The sequence below is a fragment of the Accumulibacter sp. genome (assembly GCF_031732815.1).
Taxonomy (GTDB): domain Bacteria; phylum Pseudomonadota; class Gammaproteobacteria; order Burkholderiales; family Rhodocyclaceae; genus Accumulibacter.
In genome coordinates this window covers 4985-8611 of the sequence record NZ_JAVMKF010000039.1, presented here as the reverse complement: position 1 = coordinate 8611, position 3627 = coordinate 4985, and the positions used below count along the sequence as shown (strand labels likewise).

3 protein-coding genes and 1 pseudogene are annotated in these 3627 nt (G+C 64.3%); 1 reads left to right on the top strand and 3 read right to left on the bottom strand.

Annotation, left to right across the window (positions count from 1 at the left end; translation table 11 throughout):
• The 3 genes from RKP46_RS03375 to RKP46_RS03365 all read right to left on the bottom strand — a co-directional run.
• On the bottom strand, positions 1-1971 hold a 1971-nt coding region (locus RKP46_RS03375), incomplete at its 3' end, for a FeoB small GTPase domain-containing protein (protein ID WP_311105315.1).
• 187 nt (positions 1972-2158) lie between these two features.
• Entirely contained in the window at positions 2159-2647 is a 489-nt protein-coding gene (locus RKP46_RS03370) for a peptidylprolyl isomerase (protein ID WP_311105317.1), read from the bottom strand.
• Between the two features lie 2 nt (positions 2648-2649).
• Positions 2650-3120 carry a peroxiredoxin gene (locus RKP46_RS03365; RefSeq protein WP_311105314.1) on the bottom strand — a complete coding sequence of 157 codons (471 nt, stop codon included), beginning with the start codon at positions 3118-3120 and terminating at the stop codon, positions 2650-2652.
• 215 nt (positions 3121-3335) lie between these two features.
• On the opposite strand from RKP46_RS03365, the pseudogene RKP46_RS03360 reads away from it, so the two are divergent.
• Positions 3336-3627: pseudogene (locus RKP46_RS03360) on the top strand (cyclic nucleotide-binding protein); the annotation flags it as partial.

Genomic DNA, 3627 nt, shown 5'->3' with positions numbered 1-3627 from the left:
CGCTCGCGCCACTTCGAGCACCAGGCGCAGCGCACCGCTGATCAGCAAGGCGACGACGACCGAGAGGGCGGCGGAAAACACCGCCTGCCGCCAACCGATCGTGCGCAGCATGACGGCAAAGGTCGACACGCACGGAATGTAGAAGGTCAGGAAGACGAGAAAGGTGGCGATCTGCACCCAATCGAGCACGGGCTCGATCTCCATCGTCCCCAGTGCCTGGTACACCATCAGCAACGAGAGTTCCTTGCGCAGCACGCCGAACAGGATCGGCACGCCGAGCAGCGCCGGCAGGCCGAGCCACCATTCGGTGATCGGCACGAGGAGCAGGTTGATCCAGCCATCGGCAGCGAAGTGGGTGAGCAGGGCGAGGACAACGCTGCCGGCAACGAGCAGCGGCGTCACGATGGTCACGATGTCGCTCGTCCGTTCCCAGGTCTTGGCCAGCAAGCCGCGCCATTTGGGCAGGGCATACGGCGGGATCTCCTGAATCAGGCCAACCGCCAGCGCGCGGTAGCGCCGGGCGAGCAGGCGACCGAGCAGCGCGAGAACGGCAAAGGTCAACGCGAAGATTGCGAACACGCCGACCGCCCCGAGGTACTTGCCGCCCATGGCGAGAATGATTGCCGAGCGCGCCGAACAGGGAACGAAGGCGAGCAGCAGCGTCGCCACCAGCCGGTCCTTGCCCTGCGTCGTTGCTGCGACGAGCGAAATAGCCGGCACATTGCAGCCCAGGCCAACGAGGAACGACGCAGCAACGCTGCCGTGCAGGCCGATGCTGTGAAAGGCGCGGTCGACGACGAAGGCCACCCGGTGCATGATGCCCGATTCTTCGAGGGCGACAAGGAGCAGGACGAGCGGCAGCATGTACGGGATGGCGATCCCGATCAAGCCGATCAGGCCATCGATCACAGCGCGCGCAATCACCCCGAAGGTTGACTCCGGCTGCCACTGCTGTGCCCATTCCATCAGCGGCGCAGCGGTCCACGAATCGAGCGTCTTGCTCACCTCGAAGACCATCACCAGAACCAGCGCGAAAACCCCCAGGCTGCCGAGCAGGCCCCAGCGTGGATGCAGGAAGACGCCATCGAGCAGGCGCCGCCAGCGCCCGCTGTCGGCTGCACCGCCAAACTGCGTCACGTTCTCGAACAACACGGCAACCCGATGGTGACGATCGGCGTGCAGTTCCTCCGCCAGCGGACGCGGCAAGTGACGCTCGGCTTCGCTGCGTGCGGCAAGCACATCGGGCAGCAGATGCGGCACATGGCTGGCCAGCTCGTCGAGAAAGTAATCGTCACTGGCCGCCAGGTGCATCAGCAGAAACGAGGCGGGGACACGAAACGCCGCGTCGACCTCGGGCCGTGCAAGCACCGTGCGCAGTGCGCCGAGGCGCTCGGCAATCGGCGCACTGGGTGACTGCGGCAGTACCGGCCGCCCACCGCGTGCGGTGTCCAGCGCCGCGGCAAACAGCTCGGCAACACCCAGCCCCATGTGCGCTGCGGTTGCCACGACCGGCACCCCGAGCAACTCGGACAAGGCGCGCGCGTTGATGTAGAGACCTTTCCGGCGTGCTTCGTCAACCCGGTTGAGGGCAATCAGCAACGGCCGGCCGAGCAGACTCAGTTCGAGCGTGAGTTCAAGATCGCGCTGCAAGGCGGTGGCGTCGACCACCTGAATCAGGACATCCGGCGCATTGAAGGCAGCACCCGGCTGAGCGGCTTCATGCGCCGCAATCGGCGGCCAGCGGTCGCCCCACAGCAGATACTTGACGACTACGCTATCGCGCGGGCCGAGCGAGCAGAGCGACTCGACGGCCGGCAGATCGACCAGCGAGATTTCTTCGAGGCCCAGCTTGACGACGCATTCGTCGTAGCGGTCACCGTCGTGCAGCAGCCTTTCCTGCTGCGGGGCGGTGCTTGATGCCGCCCGGAAAAGGCTGCTCTTGCCGGTCTGCACACGCCCGACCAGCGCCACGCGCGGCCGTCGTTCGCCGCGCAGCAGCACGCCGGGAAGTGTGATCGTCGATACGCGTGTGCTCAGTGGATGGCCTCACCCAATGTCGAGCGGCACGCGGCTGGCGCTACGGTACGCGAGGGGAGCACCGTCGGCCAGCGTACGCCTCGCCCTGCGCGTGGGCGCCGGCGCATCCCGCCCCTGTCGGTCAATCGTCGTCGTCGAACTCTTCGTGAATATGGCCGTGCCGAATCTCCTCGGCAGTCGCCGGGCGCACGTTGGTCACCGTACACGTGAACACCAGCGCCATCCCGGCCAGCGGATGGTTGGCGTCGAGAATCACCGTATCGTCGGCAATCTCGGTGACGCGGTAAACGAGCACATCCTCGTCGTCGTCCTCCTCGTCGGCAAAGCCCTCGAACTGCATGCCGACCTGCAAGTCACGCGGAAACTTGTCGCGTGGCTCGACCTGCACCAGCGTCGCATCGTATTCGCCGAAGGCGTCGTCCGGCTGCATGCTGACCGTCACCGATTCGCCGATCCGCTTGCCCTGCACAGCCTCTTCGATCAGCGGAAAAATGTCGTCGTAACCCCCGTGCAGGTAGATCAGCGGCTCCTGCCCGGCATCGACGAGTTCACCCGCGAGATCGGTCACGCTGTAATCCAGCGTGACGACGGTATTTCTGGCAACTTGCATATTCATGAACTGAGTTCCTTTACCGCGCGCAACATTTCAAGCGCGTGGCCCTTGGCCGTCACGCCATACAGCGCTAGACGGATGATACCCTTTTTATCAATAAAGAAAGTCGATCGCAGGATGCCATACCTGGGCACACCGTTGACCTCTTTCGCCTGCCACACATCGTATTGCCGGCATGCCTGACCTTCCACGTCGGACAGCAGCGAAACCGAAATGCCGTGCTTGTCCCTGAACTCGGCGTGCTTCAGGCAATCGTCCCGGCTGACGCCGAGCACCCGGCAATCGAAGCGCGCAAACTCATCCTCGTGGTCCGAAAAATCGGTCGCCTGCAAGGTACAGCACGGCGCGTCATCTCTCGGGTAGAAGTAGAGAATCACATTGGCCTTACCTTGAAACGCGGCAATATCGATGAGTTCCATGTCCGCATCCGGAAGGACGAACATCGGAGCTGCCTGTCCTGCTGTCAGCATGTGGACACCTCGAAGACCCTGACCGCCCGCATGCGAGCGGGTCAGGCGGATTCTAACCAAGCTTCCGGCGCGTGACTACAAGAAAGAATCGCCACGCACGCGCTAGAATGCGTCCGGCAGGCAGGCTTGCCTGCCCTTCTGCGTCCGCCGCCGAGCCACCTGATCGGCATCTCGGAACACCCGCTCAGTTGCGCCATGGCACACTTGGAGAGACCATGATCATCTTCCCTTTCAGCCGGCATGCAGTGCCGCTCACCGCCCTCCTTTTCGCCACCTCGCTGCTCGCGGCGCCGCCGGAAGCGGCGACAACGATCGAGCTCTCAGCCGAGGCAAGCGCTACCGCCGCCAACGATCTGGCGCGCGCGACGGTCTTTGCCGAAGCGAGCGGCAACGCGCCAGGGGAACTTGCCAGAAGGGTCAACGGTCTGCTCGCCGACGCGCTGAAGACGGCACGCGCTTACCCCAGCGTGCGCACGCAAAGCGGCATGACGCATACCTATCCGGTGC